General features: G+C 69.0%; 16 protein-coding genes. 8 read left to right on the top strand and 8 right to left on the bottom strand.

Going from position 1 to position 13441, the window contains the following annotated elements; all coding sequences use genetic code 11:
* Positions 1-172 precede the first annotated feature (172 nt).
* From LA521A_RS12960 to LA521A_RS12935, 6 genes are all read left to right on the top strand, one after another.
* Positions 173-1366 carry a sensor histidine kinase gene (locus tag LA521A_RS12960; RefSeq protein WP_281779296.1) on the top strand — a complete coding sequence of 398 codons (1194 nt, stop codon included), beginning with the start codon at positions 173-175 and terminating at the stop codon, positions 1364-1366.
* On the top strand, positions 1363-2004 hold the full coding sequence (locus LA521A_RS12955; protein ID WP_281779295.1) for a response regulator: 642 nt from the start codon (positions 1363-1365) through the stop codon (positions 2002-2004). The genes LA521A_RS12960 and LA521A_RS12955 overlap by 4 nt, the downstream gene beginning before the upstream one ends.
* A 301-nt stretch (positions 2005-2305) precedes the next feature.
* Positions 2306-3382 (top strand): polyketide cyclase, encoded by a 1077-nt coding sequence (locus LA521A_RS12950; protein WP_281779294.1) that lies wholly within the window; start codon positions 2306-2308, stop codon positions 3380-3382.
* Between the two features lie 212 nt (positions 3383-3594).
* Positions 3595-3972, top strand: coding sequence for a DUF423 domain-containing protein (locus tag LA521A_RS12945; RefSeq protein ID WP_281779293.1), 378 nt, complete (start codon positions 3595-3597; stop codon positions 3970-3972).
* 9 nt (positions 3973-3981) lie between these two features.
* The gene (locus LA521A_RS12940) at positions 3982-4656 is read left to right on the top strand and encodes a DNA-3-methyladenine glycosylase family protein (RefSeq protein WP_281779292.1); all 675 of its coding nucleotides are present in this window, start codon (positions 3982-3984) and stop codon (positions 4654-4656) included.
* A 113-nt stretch (positions 4657-4769) separates the two neighbouring features.
* Positions 4770-5165, top strand: a complete 396-nt coding sequence (locus tag LA521A_RS12935) for a hypothetical protein (protein ID WP_281779291.1) — start codon at positions 4770-4772, stop codon at positions 5163-5165.
* Here the strand turns inward: LA521A_RS12935 and LA521A_RS12930 are convergent.
* From LA521A_RS12930 to LA521A_RS12905, 6 genes are all read right to left on the bottom strand, one after another.
* Positions 5146-5985, bottom strand: coding sequence for a M15 family metallopeptidase (locus LA521A_RS12930; RefSeq protein WP_281779290.1), 840 nt, complete (start codon positions 5983-5985; stop codon positions 5146-5148). The genes LA521A_RS12935 and LA521A_RS12930 overlap by 20 nt on opposite strands.
* Positions 5986-6031: 46 nt before the next feature.
* The gene (locus tag LA521A_RS12925) at positions 6032-6208 is read right to left on the bottom strand and encodes a DUF4177 domain-containing protein (RefSeq protein ID WP_281779289.1); all 177 of its coding nucleotides are present in this window, start codon (positions 6206-6208) and stop codon (positions 6032-6034) included.
* On the bottom strand, positions 6205-6417 hold the full coding sequence (locus tag LA521A_RS12920) for a type II toxin-antitoxin system antitoxin (RefSeq protein WP_281779288.1): 213 nt from the start codon (positions 6415-6417) through the stop codon (positions 6205-6207). Before LA521A_RS12920 ends, LA521A_RS12925 begins: the two co-directional genes overlap by 4 nt.
* A gap of 1 nt (position 6418) precedes the next feature.
* Entirely contained in the window at positions 6419-6718 is a 300-nt protein-coding gene (locus LA521A_RS12915; protein ID WP_281779287.1) for a hypothetical protein, read from the bottom strand.
* 7 nt (positions 6719-6725) lie between these two features.
* Positions 6726-7601: an SPFH domain-containing protein gene (locus LA521A_RS12910; protein WP_281779286.1), complete on the bottom strand. Its 876-nt coding sequence runs from the start codon at positions 7599-7601 to the stop codon at positions 6726-6728.
* Positions 7602-7745: 144 nt separating this feature from the next.
* Positions 7746-8642, bottom strand: coding sequence for a YjiK family protein (locus tag LA521A_RS12905; protein WP_281779285.1), 897 nt, complete (start codon positions 8640-8642; stop codon positions 7746-7748).
* 174 nt (positions 8643-8816) lie between these two features.
* On the opposite strand from LA521A_RS12905, the gene purT reads away from it, so the two are divergent.
* Together purT and LA521A_RS12895 are read left to right on the top strand one after the other, a co-directional pair.
* Positions 8817-10016 (top strand): formate-dependent phosphoribosylglycinamide formyltransferase, encoded by a 1200-nt coding sequence (gene purT / locus LA521A_RS12900; protein WP_281779284.1) that lies wholly within the window; start codon positions 8817-8819, stop codon positions 10014-10016.
* A gap of 7 nt (positions 10017-10023) precedes the next feature.
* Entirely contained in the window at positions 10024-10497 is a 474-nt protein-coding gene (locus LA521A_RS12895; protein WP_281779283.1) for a hypothetical protein, read from the top strand.
* 843 nt (positions 10498-11340) lie between these two features.
* On the opposite strand, the gene LA521A_RS12890 is transcribed toward LA521A_RS12895, so the two are convergent.
* Entirely contained in the window at positions 11341-12582 is a 1242-nt protein-coding gene (locus tag LA521A_RS12890; RefSeq protein WP_281779282.1) for an endonuclease/exonuclease/phosphatase family protein, read from the bottom strand.
* A 73-nt stretch (positions 12583-12655) separates the two neighbouring features.
* Positions 12656-13390, bottom strand: coding sequence for an arginyltransferase (locus tag LA521A_RS12885; protein ID WP_425494517.1), 735 nt, complete (start codon positions 13388-13390; stop codon positions 12656-12658).
* Positions 13391-13441 lie beyond the last annotated feature (51 nt).

Raw genomic sequence — 13441 nt, 5'->3', positions numbered from 1 at the left:
CTGTGCTTCGGACCGGGCGCAAAGCGCGGCCGGCGTCGCGATTATCGCATGGCCGACTCCCCCCGGCGACCCGTCACGAGGCCGCCGGCGAGGCCATGGGAAGATGCGGGCCGCCGCTCAGACATGACTTTCGGACGGCTCCCCAGGCCCTTGATGCGTTTAGCATGCCGCCATGCTGGCCCGCCTCAACCACACCCGATTACTGCGCTACGCGGGCCTGTTCACCTGGGGCGCGGTCGGCCTCTGGCTGCTCAGCGTCTGGTTCGATCCGACCATCCTCAGCCCCGACACCGAAGGCCCGCCCGCGCTGCAGATCCTGCGCTGGCTGGTGGTTTATCTCGCGTTCGGGCTGATCTACTGGTGGATCAGCCGCCAGCTCGGACGCCCGAGCGGCGCGCTCGACAAGGTCCTGCTGCTGGTGCTGACCGGCTGCGCGATCGGCGTGGGCTACTTCTCGCGCACCGGCCTGGGCTCGATCCTGCTGATGGTGGTCGCCGGCCTGCTGCCGTGGCTTATGCCGGTGCGCTGGGGCCTGGCGCTGCTGGTCGGCGGCAACGTCGCGATCATCCCGTTGTTCGTCGAGGCGCTGGATTTCCCGCCGATGGTCGCGGTGCTCCAGTCGGTGACCTACATGGGCTTCTCCAGCCTGGTCTTCGTCACCGCGCTGGTCGCGCGCCAGCAGGCCGAAGCCCGCGAGGAGCAGCGTCGCCTCAACGCCGAACTGCGCGCCACCCGCGCGCTGCTGGGCGAGAGCGTGCGCGTGAACGAACGCACGCGCATCTCGCGCGAACTGCACGACCTGCTCGGCCATCACCTCACCGCGCTGAGCCTCAACCTGGAAGTCGCCGGGCATCTGTCGGAAGGCCGCGTCAAGGAACACGTGCAGCAGGCGCACACGCTCGCGCGCCTGCTGCTGACCGACGTGCGCGAAGCCGTGAGCCAGCTGCGCGAAGGCGGGGCGATCGACTTGTCCGCCGCCTTGCTGCCGCTGGCCGAGAACGTGCCGGCGCTGGAGATCCACATGGACATCCAGGCGCCGCTGACGCTGGACGATCCCGAGCGCGCGCACGTGCTGCTGCGCTGCACGCAGGAAATCATCACCAACGCCGTGCGCCACGCCGGCGCACGCAACCTGTGGATCAACGCCGGCCGTCGCGCGGACTGCATCGTCATGAGCGCGCGCGACGACGGCAACGGAAGTGACAACCTCGTCGCCGGCAACGGCCTGCGCGGCATGCGCGAGCGCCTCCAGGCGCACGGCGGGGACTTGAAGATCGAAACCCGGCTGGGGGCGGGCTTCTGCCTGCACCTGACGTTGCCGGCCTCGGCGGCCGCGGCCGCCGCCTGCGAAGGAGCCATCGCATGATCCGTGTGTTGATAGTCGACGACCAGACGCTGGTCCGGCAGGGCGTTCGTTCCCTGCTGGCGCTGGCCGAAGGCATCGAGGTAATTGGCGAAGCCGGCGACGGCCGCCAGGCGGTGGAACTGGTCCCGCAGCTCAAGCCCGACGTGGTGCTGATGGACATGCGCATGCCGGTGATGTCGGGCCTGGAGGCGCTGCAGTCGATGGCCCGCAGCAACACGCTGCCGCCGACGATCATCCTGACCACCTTCGATGACGACCAGCTGGTGCTGGCCGGCCTGAAGGCGGGCGCGAAGGGCTACCTGCTCAAGGACGTCTCGCTCGAGCAACTGGTGAGCGCGATCCAGGCCGTGGCCGATGGCGGGTCGCTGGTGCAGCCGGCGGTCACGCAGCGGCTGCTGTCGGGCCTGGAGCACATGCGCAACGACTTCGTCAGCCTGGATCGCCCCGATCCGCTGACCGAACGCGAAACGGAAATCCTGCGCCTGATGGCCGGCGGCTTCTCCAACAAGGAAATCGCCAATTCGCTGGGCGTCGCCGAGGGCACGATCAAGAACCATGTGTCGAATATCTTGTCCAAGCTGGGTGTGCGCGATCGCACACGCGCGGTGCTGAAGGCGTTCGAACTGCAGCTGGTCTGAGCCGGCCGTACGCCTGCGCCGCTCCCGCACTCCAGCGGGCCTGCTCCCGAGGACGGGACGGGCCCCGATCCGGTAGAGGCCACGAACGACAGTCCCGCACATCGCCCATCGACATTGCCGACCCTGTCGGGTCGGCCCGCCGCCGCACCGGGCGGCCCTGCAGCCGCTGGCGGACGACGCGCCGGCCGGCGTCTTCGACCTTACTTTTCTTGCCCTGACAGCTGCCCCGTCCGCAGCTTCCTTGATACGATTGCGGGTCTGTGTCCCGGTCCACCGGGTACCGGCCCTCGGAGAAACCTGAATGACCCGTCTGATCGAGATTTTGATTTCCCTGGCCATCGTGGCCGCGCTGTTCCTCATCGTAGGCATCGCGCTGCCGTCGAGCCGTCACCTGGAGCATTCGGTTGAGACCAACCGCAAGCTCACCATCGTGTACGACAGCCTCAACAGCCTGAAGCGTTTCAAGGACTGGAACCCGCTCGTCCTGCGCGATCCGAAGATCCAGCTGAAGCTCTCCGGTCCGGAATCCGGCGTCGGTGCCCGCCTTGACTACGACTCCAAGGAAAAGGGCCTGCGCCAGGGCAGCTGGGAGATCACCGCCAGCGATCCGGGCAAGCGCGTCGCCTATGCGCTGACCGACATCGAGCCGGGTCGCAACAAGCGCACCGAATTCACCCTGCAGCCGACCGGCCGCGGTGGTCGCAACGTGCAGATCACGCAGACCTATGACGTCGACTACGGCTGGAACCTGATCGGCCGTTACGCCGGCCTGTATGTCAGCAGCAACGTCGGCGAAGACATGAAGATGGGCCTGACCCGTCTGACCAACATGCTCGCCGCCGTGCCGAACTACGACTACGCCGAGCTGAGCAAGGCCGACCCGGCCAAGGCGCCGAAGATCGTCGAGCGTCCGGCCGAGAACCTGCTGGTCGTCACCGCCGCGGTGGAGCGCACGAACGACAAGGTCATGGGCCAGATCAACTCCAACATGGAGTGGATCAAGAAGGTCATGGCCGCCAACGGCCTGGAGCCGGCCGGTCCGGTTCGCATCGTGACCAACGAATTCGGTTCGGAGATGTACTCCTTCGACGTCGCCCAGCCGGTCAAGAAGATCGGCGCCGCCGACGGCACGCAGAAGCTGGACATCAAGGTCGAAGGCCCGGTCACGGCCGTGTTCAACGAGCCGGCCCGCGTCGCGATGGTGCCGGGCTTCAAGGGCCACATGGCCAACCTGCCGAAGGTCCGCGACGCGCTGCGTGGCTGGGCGATGACGCACGGCTACGAGTCGGTCGACCGTCCGTACGAAGCGTGGACCGGCGGCGTGCAGGCCGGCTTCACCGAGGAAGGCACCTACGACGTGTTCTGGGCCGTCAAGTAAGACGTCCGGCATACGCCAAGGCTTCATCGAACGCGCCGCGGATTCCGCGGCGCGTTTTTTTTTGCGCGCCATTCCAACCGGCTGTCGATGGCGCGAAACGCAACCTGCAGGTGCGGTCGGTTGCGATCCACGAACGAGCGCCTCGACCGGCGGTTTGGCGGGCTCCGCATCGAAGCGCTATGGTGGCGGACTTCGCGATCCGGACGATCCGCATGGGCCTTTACCCGAGCACGCACCATCTGCCGCTACCGGCGCGACTGCTCGCTGCCGCGGGCGCGCTGCTCGCCGCCGCCGCGGTCGCGTTGTCGGCCTACGCCGCGCACGCCGCGCAGGCGCCCGACGTGCAGCGACTGCACAGCGCCGCCTTGTTCGCCTTCGGCCACGGCATCGCGCTGGCCGCACTCGTGCCGCGCCGGCCGCGCATGTTCCGCACGCTCGCGTTGGTGTTGTTGTTGCTGGGCACGATCGTGTTTTCCGGCAGCCTCGCCGGCGCGGCGTTCGCCGGCATGACGACGCGCTTCGCGCCCATCGGCGGCAGCATGATGATCCTGGCGTGGGTGCTCTACGCCGTCGATGCGCTGAGGCGCTGAGGCGCTGACATGCCGCGCTTTTCGCGAGGATTCGACACCGACGCCGCGCACGCGCACCTGGTCAAACGCGACCGCAAGCTCGCGCGCTGGATGAAGAAGATCGGTCCCATCGAACCCGATCCGCGCTGGCGCAAGCCGTTCGACCCGGTCGATGCGCTGGCGCGCGCGATCCTCTACCAGCAGCTGAGCGGCAAGGCCGCGGCGACGATCGTCGGGCGCGTGGAGACCGCGATCGGCGCCACGCGCTTCCACGCCGACACGCTCGCGCGCATCGACGACGCGGGCCTGCGCGCGTGCGGCGTGTCCGGCAACAAGACGCTCGCGCTGCGCGACCTCGCCGCGCGTGAGGCGCGGGGCGAGATCCCCGACCTGCGCCGCATGAGCGTCATGGACAACGACGCCATCGTCCAGGCGCTGGTGCCGGTGCGCGGCATCGGGCGGTGGACGGTCGAGATGATGCTGATGTTCCGCCTCGGCCGCCCCGACGTGCTGCCCACCGACGACCTCGGCATCCGCAAGGGTGCGCAGCGCGTGGACGGGCTGGAGGACATGCCCACCCCGAAGGCGCTGGCCGAAGCGGGAGAGCGCTGGGGCCCGTATCGCACCTACGCGAGCCTGTACCTGTGGCGGATCGCGGACTTCGCGGCGGCCGCGAAGGAGCCCACGAAGCGTTCGCAGGACTGAGGCGGTCGCTTCGCCTCGTCGCCCGCCGCGACCGCGACGCCGGCGTGACGCGGCCCGTGCCTAGATTCGCGACGTGGACGGCCGGCCGCGCCGTCACCTCCGGGAGGTTCGTCATGCGATCGCTCCAACGCTCCGGCTTCATCCATGCCCTGTCGCTTGCCGCCATGCTTCTCGCGTGCCCCGCGCTCGCGCTGGCCGCGCCCTCGAACAAGTGGCGCATCCAGGTGAGCAGCGACGCCGACAGCGACGGCGTCGTGGTCCTGCGCGTCGCGCCGACCGACTCGGCGCCCGTCGACATCACCGTGCAGGTGCCCAAGGACGCGGGCGAGAACCACATCGCGCGGCTCATTCGCGACACGCTGCGCGCGAAGCTCGGCGACCGCTACAAGATCGAGGTCGACGACGGCGAGGACGTGCTGTTGAAGAAGCGCTACGGTGCCGCCGATTTCGACCTGACCATCACCCAGAAGACCGTCGCCGGCGTGCGCATCACGCTGGATCGGGAGTAGATGCAGCCGCTTGTGCGGGCCGGTACGCCCAATGCCACGGTTCATAGACGATGCCGTGCGGGTTGTCGCGCGGGTAGGTCATGACGAAGCCGTAGCCGCCGGCGTTGTCGCGCAGCCAGGCGAAGGCGCGGGTGGTCTCGAAGGATTCTTCTGCCGGCGGCTCGTCCGGCGCGCCGATGTCGAGCGCGAGGCCGGAATGGTGTTCGCTGTAGCCCGGCGCCGCGTTGACGGTGAGGATCTGATCGACACTCAAGCCGCGAGCGAGCTTCCGTTCGAAGATGCCGAGCTGGTAGTCGTGGCTGCGATAACCGGAAATCGCTTCGAGCACCACGTCGTCGCGCAGCGCGGCTTCGCGCAGGTGCGTCCAGGCGCGCGCGGCATCGACGTGCAGCCACAGCGGACGGCGATAGCGGTCGAAGCCGGCGAAGGCGAGCCAGTCGGGTTCGGCGACGAGTTCCAGTCCGGTGCGCTCGGCGTAGGCGTGGTCCAGACCGAGCGGTTCCAGTCGTTCCTCGAGGCGGTCCAGCGGCAGCTCGTGCACGTGTTCCAGGCCGCCGCGACGGTGCGCGGGCGCGGCGTCGAGCAGGTCGAGCGCTTCGTCCAGCCCGGGTTCGGCGCGAAGCCGCGGCACCAGCGCGAGCAGGCCTTCGGGAAGGTCCACGGCGAGGTACTGCCCGTCGCGCTTGCGACGGAGCACGTGATGCGCGCGCGACAGGGCGCGTGCATCGAAATTGCTGCGGGCGCGCAACAGTCCACCCGGCCAGATCTCGATCCGGGACGTGTTGACCAGGGCGGTCTTCAGGGGGACGGGGCCACGCATGCGGACAGGGTAGCGGGGCGGGTGCGGCGATGCACCCGCAAGGCCGTCAGGCCGGGCGCTTGAGCACGGCGCGCAGGTGGTCGAACGGCGTCACCGGCATCACGCTGACCAGTTCCCAGCCGTCCTGGCCGAGGCGGTTGAGTTCTTCCTGCAGTCGTTCGCTGACGGCCGGGCCAAGCATGCGCGGCACGATTTCCACTACCTGGTACGTCCACTGGTTCACGTCGATTCCTCGTCGGATGCGGGGTCGGGTTCGATTTCGGACTCCGTGGGCGAAGTATGCCCCGGCAGCCGCCCCGCCTTGCGCAGCGCATCGCGCAGCACGTACTCGATCTGCGCGTTGACGCTGCGCAGTTCGTCGTCCGCCCAGCGCTGCGCGGCGATGAGGACGTCGGCGCTGATGCGCAGCGGGAAGGCCTTCTTTTCGCCCACGTCAGCGGGGCCCCGAGCGGCCGCGGCCGAGCTTGAACAGCAGCACCAGCCCGAGCCCGTTGACCGCGACGACCATCGCGACGATCACCGCCAGCCGCCGCGTGCCGTCCTCGCCTGCCCACAACAGGCCGAGCGCGCCGGCGAGGATCGCCACGCCCACCAGCCGCATCAGCAGCGCCAGGGGAGGCACCGGCGCGCCGCGTGGCCGGCCGCGCGACATCAGCCGCGCCGCGACGAACGCCGGCAGGCTGCTGACGGCCAGGATCGCGGGGATGAGGTAATCGCCCAGGCTCGTCTCCATGGCGTGCTCAGTACAGCGTGCCGGTGTTGACGATCGGCTGCGTGCCGCGCTCGCCGCACAGTACGACGAGCAGGTTGCTGACCATGTGCGCCTTGCGCTCCTCGTCCAGCTGCACGACGCCGTTCTTCTGCAGTTCCGCCAGCGCCATTTCGACCATGCCGACCGCGCCGGCGACGATCCGCGTGCGCGCGGCGATGATCGCGTTGGCCTGCTGGCGCTGGAGCATCGCCTGGGCGATTTCCGGCGCGTAGGCGAGGTGGCTGATGCGCGCGTCGATCACGCGCACGCCGGCGTCGGCCAGGCGTTCGGCGAGTTCGTCCTGCAGGTGCTGGCTGATTTCCGCCGCATGGCTGCGCAGCGCGAGCTGGCCTTCCTCGTGCTGGTCGTAGGGGTAGCTGGTGGCCATCGCGCGCAGCGCCGATTCGGACTGGATGTGCACGAAGCTCTCGTAATCGTCCACGTTGTAGACCGCCTCGGCGCTGTCCACGACCTGCCAGACGATCACCGCGGCGATCTCGATCGGGCTGCCGTCGAGCTCGTTGACCTTCAGCTTGCCGCTTTCGAAATTGCGCACGCGCTGGCTCACCTTCTTCTTGCCGTAGAAGGGGTTGTTCCAGCGCAGGCCGTTTTCCTTGACCGTGCCGATGTACTTGCCGAACAGGCTCAGCACCGCGGCCTTGTTCGGCTCGACCATGTACAGGCCGAACATCGCGATGAACGTCACCAGCCCCAGGAGCAGGGCCCAGGCCACGCGCACGCCGGACGGGTCGTCGCCGGCGACCCCCAGCCCGGACAGCAGCATCCAGCCGGCGATCGCGAGGAGGGCAAGCTGCACGAGCAGCAGCGGGATGCCGGGCAGGGAGCGGATCGGGTTCTCTTTCACGGGGCGATCTCCATTCGTCGATGGATTATTGATATCAGAGTGATATCAAACCAGCAATAGGTGTGGGTGCGCTGCCGACGAGCGGCCGGCCGCGAAGGAACGGAGGAGACGCAGGGCGGGAACAACCGGTTCCCGCGCCCTGCCTCAGGGCACGATCCGGTACAGCGGTGCCGGGATGAATTCGCCGGTGGCATAGAGCGCGCGGCCGTCGGCGCTCCAGCCCAGGGCTTCGGCCTGCGGCAGCCAGGGCAGGGGCTGGAAGCGGGGCGTGCGTGCGACCGCATCGCCCCAGCCTTCGTCGCCGAGGCGTGGGTACAGCAGCAACCAGCGATAGGTCATGACCGCGAGCGTGCGATGGTCCGGCGAGATGTCGGCCGCGGTGACCTGGCTGTCCAGGCGCGCGCGCTGCGGGCTGCGGCTCAGCGCCTCGGCGGAGGGCTGCGGCACGCCCGCCAGTGGCCCGAGCTTCTGCGCGGTCTGCAACGCCGTGCCGGTCGACGGCCGCAAGGGCAGCGAGAACAGTTCCGGCGGCTGGCGCTTCTTCGAGATCAACAGCACCTGCTCGCGTTCGGCGTCGACCGCGACGGCTTCGCAGTCGCGCGCGCCATCGGGCCAGCGGAACGCGATCGACCACGCCGGGCGCAGGCGCGCGTTCTCCAGCTTCGCCGGTTCTTCGATCACGTGCAGCTGCAGGCTGCGGCGAAGCCCGCCGTTGTCGCCGGTGTCGGCGATCAGCAGGTACGCCTTGCCGTCCAGTTCGAAGGAGGCGATGTCTTCCCAGTCGGTCTTGGTGACGCCTTCCACGCGCAGCGTCGCCAGGCGCGTACCGTTCGTGCTGACCGCGAACAGGCGTTCGGGGTTGCCGCCGTCGTCGTGCATCCACAGCACGTCGCGGTGGCGACGCGAGGCGGCCAGGCCGCTGATCTCGTCCATCTGCGGATCCAGCAGCACGCCTGCCAGGCGCGTGCCGTGCTCCGGCGTGCGCGGCGGCTGCGCTTCGCGCGAACACGCCGAAACGGCCATCGCGAGCGCGACGACCATCCATCGGATCCAGTTGCGCGGGTGGGGGCCGGGCATCGGGAGCAAGGATCGCATGCGGATGCGTCAGGCCGACAGCCCGCGCGTGTCCGCATCGATGTCGTGCCGGGCCCGGCGGATCGTCGTCCGGTCGCGCCCGGTACACTGGCCGTCTTCCCTCCGCCCCACGGATTGCGCATGGTCACGATCGGCACGCCCCTGTCCCCGCACGGCTTCCGCGTGCTCCTGCTCGGCTCGGGCGAACTGGGCAAGGAAGTGGCGATCGAGCTGCAGCGCTTCGGCGTGGAAGTCATCGCCGCCGACCGTTACGCCGACGCGCCGGCCATGCAGGTGGCGCATCGCGGCCACGTGCTGGACATGCTCGACGGCGCCGCGGTGCGCGCGCTGATCGCGCTGGAACGCCCGCACCTGATCGTGCCGGAGATCGAGGCCATCCACACGCAGACGCTGGTCGAGCTGGAGCGCGAGTTCGAGGCGCGCGGCAGCGACGTGCGCGTGATCCCGACGGCCCGCGCCGCACGGCTGACGATGGATCGCGAAGGCATTCGCCGCCTCGCCGCGGAAACCCTCGGCCTGCCGACCTCGCCGTACCGTTTCGTCGACACGCTGGAGGATTACCGCGCGGCGGTCGCCGACATCGGCGTGCCGTGCGTGGTCAAACCGGTGATGTCCTCGTCCGGCAAGGGCCAGAGCCTGGTGCGCAGCGAGGGCGATGTCGACAAGGCCTGGGAGTACGGGCAGACCGGCGGTCGCGCCGGCGCCGGGCGCGTGATCGTCGAAGGCTTCGTCGATTTCGACTACGAGATCACCCTGCTCACCGTGCGCCACGCCGGCGGCACCACCTTCTGCGCGCCGATCGGCCACCTGCAGCGCGACGGCGATTACCGCGAAAGCTGGCAGCCGCAGGCGATGTCGCCGCGCGCGCTGGAGCGTTCGCAGGAGATCGCGCGTGCGATCACCGACGACCTCGGCGGCTGGGGCGTGTTCGGCGTCGAACTGTTCGTGAAGGGCGACGAGGTGTGGTTCAGCGAAGTCTCGCCGCGCCCGCACGACACCGGGCTGGTGACGCTGATCTCGCAGGACCTGAGCGAATTCGCGCTGCATGCGCGCGCCATCCTGGGGCTGCCGATTCCGTCGATCCGCCAGTACGGCGCCGCCGCCTCGTGCGCGGTGCTCGCGCATGGGCATGGCGTGCCGGTGTTCGAAGGGGTCGACAAAGCGCTGGAACAGGCCGACACGCAGCTGCGCCTGTTCGGCAAGCCGCGCGTGGAAGGGCACCGCCGCGTCGCGGTGACCCTCGCGCTGGGCGAAGACATCGAGGCCGCGCGCGAGCGTGCGCGCGATGCCGCCGCCGCCCTGACCTTCGAACTGCGCTGAGGCGACCATGGCCGACGACAAGAACCGCGATCGTTTCCAGGGCTATGCGGTGTTCCTCTATCCGCAGGCGCTGGAGATCCTCGGCGAGGCCATCCGCCCGTACCTGCTGGACGGCCCGCACGGCCCGCACGTGATGTGCACCGCCATCGACACCGGCGGCGCGCTGATCGACATGACCCTGCACGGCCGCAGCGAGGACGGGCACGAGGTCGAGATCGAACTGATGATCCCGACCGGCATGGTGCGCATGATCGTGTCGGCGCGCAGCGATGCGGCGTTCGGCTTCGGTCCGCGCGTCTACGCGCCGGAACCGGGTGCCTCGGTGCTGCCGCCGACCGCGCTGGCGTCGGCGCAACCGGCATCGCCGGCGGTGGGCTTCGCGGCGCCTGACCTGGAGCGTGGTGTGCAGGTGCCGGGAACGCCGGCGTCGATCGATCCGAAGGCGGCCACGCCGGATGGGAAATTGCCGCCGGAAGGGTGAGGGCGTTTCGCTCTGCGCTCCTCGCTATCGATCGTCATCCCGGCGAAGGCCGGGACCCAGGCCCGTAACGCAGGGGCACTCTCTTCTCGTCGAACAGCCTCACCGTCGTTCCAGCGAAAGCCGGAACCCATGTGCTGTTGCTGTTGATGTTGATGCTGATGTTGTTCTCGCGGTTGCGGTTGCAGTTGCAGTTGCGGTTGCCGTTGCTCTTGCTCTTGCCGCTTCGCTCTCGCCCTTGATCGTCATCCCGGCGAAGGCCGGGACCCAGGCCCGTAACGCACGGGCTCTCCCATGGCGACGAACCACCCACCGTCATTCCAGCGAAAGCTGGAACCCATGTTGCTGTTGCTCTCGCCCGTGCCGCTCCGCTCCCGCGCTCGATCGTCATGCCGCGAAGGCACGGATCCAGGGACTTTCCACGCTGTCTCGTGTGCCCTTCAGCAGAAGAATCACCAGCCAAGCTTCCGATCGCCTGGCGGCGCCCGGGTCACTTTTCTTTGCTTGCCCAAAGAAAAGTAACCAAAAGAAAGGGCAGTCCCCCGACAAACCAATCCCACGACCGGAAGCCGAAACGGCGCGTTCGCGATTCGCCATCCATGGCTCAGCGCTCACCGCCGCACATCCTGTGCGGCGCCCGTTGGGGCTAGGGACCTGTTTGGCTGTTCAACAGCAACAGCAACGGCAACGGCAACGGCAACAGCAACAGCAACAGCAACAGCAACGCCAGCGCGCCGCGCTCTTGTAGCCCGGGTAAGCGAAGCGCACCCGGGGACCCTCACGTCCAAACCCCCGGATGCGCTTCGCTTACCCGGGCTACAAAAACCAGGCGAAACGCCCGTGCGGTCACTCCGCCGCAGGCGTCGCGTCCACATCCACCCACACCAGATGGTGATCGCTGCCATCGGCGATCGCCGCGTCCGCCGACGTCGACGCCGGCCAGAACACGCCGCTGTCCTTCAACGCGAAGCCCGTCGACGGCAGCACGTAATCCAGCCGCATCGTGCCGGCCTTCGGGCCGAAGTCGCCCGTCGCGTGCGCGGGCGCACCGCGATGCACGATCCCGGTCGCCGTGTAGTGCGCGGTCTTCTCCACCGCGCCTTCGCTGCGCGGCGTCGCGTAACGAAGGACGCGTGGGTGTTCGAGCAGTTCGACGATCGCCTCGTGGCGTCCGTCGCCATCGACCGGGTCGTTGTTGAGATCGCCCGCGATCACGAATCGCGCATCCGCCGCGAGCCCGCCGCACCCACCGCGATCGTCGCAAAGCCACGGCTTGTCGCCGCCCGACAGGTATTCCGACCACAGCCGGATCTCGTCCGCGTTGCGTGCGCCGTTGCGATCCTCGGGGCCGTCGAACACCGGCGGCGTCGGGTGCGATACGAGAAAATGCACCACGCCCGACGGCGTGCGCACCGGCACGTCCCAGTGCGATTTCGACGACAGCCGCAGCTGCGACCAGATCTCCGCCGGATACCAGGGCGCGTTCGTCGTCGGATCCACCGGCCGGCGTGCGCCAGGCAGCGCGCTCCACTTGAGCTTCTGGAACGTGCGCACCTGCTCGGCGTCGATCGGATACTTCGACAGCACCAGCATGCCGTACTGGCCGGGATGCAGGCCGTAGCCCCACGCGTCGTTGCCGCGATTGCGGCCTTCGCCGCCTGCGGTGCCGTTGCGATCCAGGTCCAGCCCGCTCGGCACGCCGGTGTTCACCGGCGCGAGGTAGCGGTACGGATAGCGCAGCGGATCGCCGCCGCCGGGCTGCGCGATCGCGAGGTAGTGCTGCTGGAAGAGGTCGGCCGCGCGGCCGGCGTCATCGAAGTCGAATTCGTTGAGCAGCACGAGGTCGGGACGCACGCGCTGCAGGACCGCGGCGATCTTGCGCGCGCCGCCGTCGCCGGATTCCAGGCGACGGATCAACCCGCCGGTGTCGTCGTCGTAGAGCGAGGTGTTGTAGGTCGCCACGCGCAAGGTGGTGTCGCCGCTCATCGCACGCGCCCACGCTTCGGGATCGCCCTTGACGTTGACCTGCGTGCAGGCGGAAAGCAGCGCCGCCAGGGCGGGCGCGAGGAGAAGAGGGAGTCTGGACATCGCGCGATTCTGTCACGCGGCCGCGCACGCCGGATGACAGTGCGTGGCGATCGAAGGCGAACGGCGGCGGCCGTCAGGGGAGATCGTGCCATTGACGGCCGTCGAAGGCTTCCAGCGGGCGGAATCGCCGCTTGTAGTCCATCTTCGGGTGGCCGTCGATCCAGTAGCCCAGGTAGACATGGCGACGGCGTTCGCGCCGGGCCCATTCGATCTGCCGCAGGATCGCGAGCGTGCCGAGGCCGCGGTCGGCCAGGTCGGGTTCGTAGAACGTGTACACGGCCGACAGCGAGACGTCCGTGCAATCGGTGACGGCGACGGCTAGCAGCTTGCCCGGGCCTTGCGGCGAGGGTTCGCGCAGTTCGAGGAAGCGGCCTTCGCTCCAGCTGCCGATCAGGAACTGGTCGAACTCCGAGGCACCGTGCCCATCCATGCCGCCGCCGGCGTGGCGCGAGGCGAGGTAGCGGCGATACAGCGCGAGTTGCTCGGCGGTGCGATGCGCGGGCAGCACGCGCATTTCGACGTTGGCGTTGCGCGCCAGGCAGCGGCGCTGGCTGCGGTCGGGCACGAAGCGGTCCACCGGGATGCGCACCGCCACGCACGCGCGACAACCGGCGCAATGCGGCCGGTAGACGATGTCGCCGGAGCGGCGGAAACCCCACCCCAGCGCGTGCGGATACCAGTGGCGCAGGCGGGGATCGCGCGGGTCGAGCACCAGGTCGCGCGCTGCACGCTCCGGCCAGTAGCCGCATGCGTGCTCGCCCGTGTGGAACAGGCGCAGGTCGTCGCTGTCCTGCGGTTCGGTGCCCATGCACGCAGCATAGCGCCGCCGCGCGTGAGGACAACGCTGTCGCGCGACTGA

The organism is Lysobacter auxotrophicus (assembly GCF_027924565.1).
Taxonomy (GTDB): domain Bacteria; phylum Pseudomonadota; class Gammaproteobacteria; order Xanthomonadales; family Xanthomonadaceae; genus Lysobacter_J; species Lysobacter_J auxotrophicus.
This window is presented reverse-complemented; position numbering and strand designations above follow the sequence as displayed.